Source organism: Sulfuricurvum sp. PD_MW2 (assembly GCF_002633015.1).
Taxonomy (GTDB): Bacteria; Campylobacterota; Campylobacteria; order Campylobacterales; family Sulfurimonadaceae; genus Sulfuricurvum.
Map to the genome: position 1 here is coordinate 1 of NZ_NSIU01000062.1, position 2,043 is coordinate 2,043.

General features: G+C 35.4%; 2 protein-coding genes. Both read right to left on the reverse strand.

The features are described 5' to 3' along the window. Positions 1-381: 381 nt before the first annotated feature. A complete protein-coding gene (locus tag CJD30_RS11575; protein ID WP_294919312.1) occupies positions 382-600 on the reverse strand; it encodes a hypothetical protein in 219 nt (72 codons plus the stop codon). Between the two features lie 22 nt (positions 601-622). Next, positions 623-1,693, reverse strand: coding sequence for an integrase arm-type DNA-binding domain-containing protein (locus CJD30_RS11580; protein WP_294919314.1), 1,071 nt, complete (start codon positions 1,691-1,693; stop codon positions 623-625). Positions 1,694-2,043: the final 350 nt, after the last annotated feature.

Here is a 2,043-nt window from a genome sequence, read left to right on the forward strand (position 1 = left end):
TAAAATTTAGAATACTTTAATTATCCCACTCGCAAGGGAAACAATAAGCAAAAAGTATTATTTAATATAATATATACGATTTATCGCAGATAGTAACATTTAGAAACATATAGTCTAAAATAATTTGTTTTTTTGTGTTTATTACTGTATATTTACTAGCATCAACATGATCATCAGTTGTTTTATTTAGAAAATGAGCAAAATATTGCACTGAAAAATAAGTGTTTTCCGCATACTCTCCCCTACCCTACTTTTATAAGCTAAAAAGCTGCCATAATCTATACAAAAAACACTGTCGGAATGATAAAGACATCGAAAACTAATTATTGATGTTTTTCGATAAGCCATACTCAATTAATGTTTTGTATCAATAAAAATAGATCAATCCTCTTCTCTGGTTTTCAGCTCGTCCAAGAAATCAGCCCACCACTGCAATAGTTCTCTCATCTGCTCGGTATAATCAGCCAAATGTGCATAAGCTCGAACTACTTGATTGCCCTCTTGATGATCCAAAACTCTCTCTAATGCTTCGAATACTGCTCCATGGTCTTTATGATGCGTTCGTGCCAAACTAGCATAGGTCCCTCTAAAACTATGCAAGGTCTGTTTCCGTCCATTCTCTTCATCCGTAAACCCCATTTTTTTGTAATGCTTTATTACCGCTCTCTTTATTAACGTGATATCGGTTGTCTTTGATACCGTGAAATACCCATTCGCCCCAACCTGTCATTTCCTTGGTTTCTTTAAGCACTTCAATCGCTTGACGAGACAACGGTAAAACGAAATCAGGCAAATTTTTATCTTTGACTTTCATTTCAGAGCGCTTGATGATAATTACACCTTTTTTGAAATGTATGTTATCCCATTTCAATGTCGCTAAATTACCGATTCTTAGCATTGTCAAAGCTGTCAGTCTCAAAACATTGCGAACAATAATCCCGCCTTCGCCTTTATAACTATCCATTGCTCTGAGCATTTCACCCAATACTCTTTCATCGGTAATTTTTGGACGATGTTTTACTTCATGCTTTTTAAAAGCATCAGAACTAATTCTATCTGGAATGTTAACCTCAGTATAACCTTTATTAATCGCATATCGCCATAAGCGCTTACAATCGATAAATCGACGATTAGCCACGACAGGTGCCGTCTTCTCTTTTTCCAATAACACTTTCAACAGTTCGGGATGGGTTATATCTTTGATATGTTTTGAGGAAACAATATGTTTATATTTGTCGTAGACGCAGAAGGATGGAAATATATCATTTTCAAAAGAAGTTAGACGTTTTTTATGGGTACTTTCTGCATTCGTTAGACTATTTAACCAGCCATAGGCAACTTTATGAAATTGTCTTTTTAATAAAACCTGATTTTCCGCCTCTTTTTCGGCAATAATCTCTTTTGCTTTTTTACGCTCATCGATCGGATCAATACCTTCGAATGATTTGCTCTTATATTCATCACGCATTGCCCGCGCTTTCGCAAGGGTAACGGTTGGATAAGTTCCAAGCGTAGTCTTTTTAGGTTTGCCGTTGATCGTATAACGTATTTCCCAAATTTTTCGGCCGTCAGCTTTTACAAGTAGTTGCAATCCATTGCCATCAGCTTTTGTGTAATCTTTATTTTCTTTACTATTTGGCTTTAATTTTTTAATCTCGGTATCCGTAAGCGGTACTACTTTCTTATTTGCCATAATGTACCTCTGCTAAATGTACTTAATTTGAAACATATTAACAGTAGATTAGCACAACGTACTTTGATTGTAAAGTACATTAAAAAGTACATTAGGCTTTCGGATATAGATGGATTGGCTCGGATAGTTTTGGACGGGAAAAATAGATAAAGTGGCTAAAAAAGGGTTTTTGTGATGATTTTTTGGATGATTTGGGCTTGATTTAAATAAGAGGGTGGTACCAGTGGGCGGACTCGAATAGAAAAAACGTTGCCTTAAATAGGCTATTACCAGACTTTTTCATACTCAACAGTTGTCATCATTAGTCATAATTAGGCTCAATTTGGGCACACATAAAACCAGTAATAGTA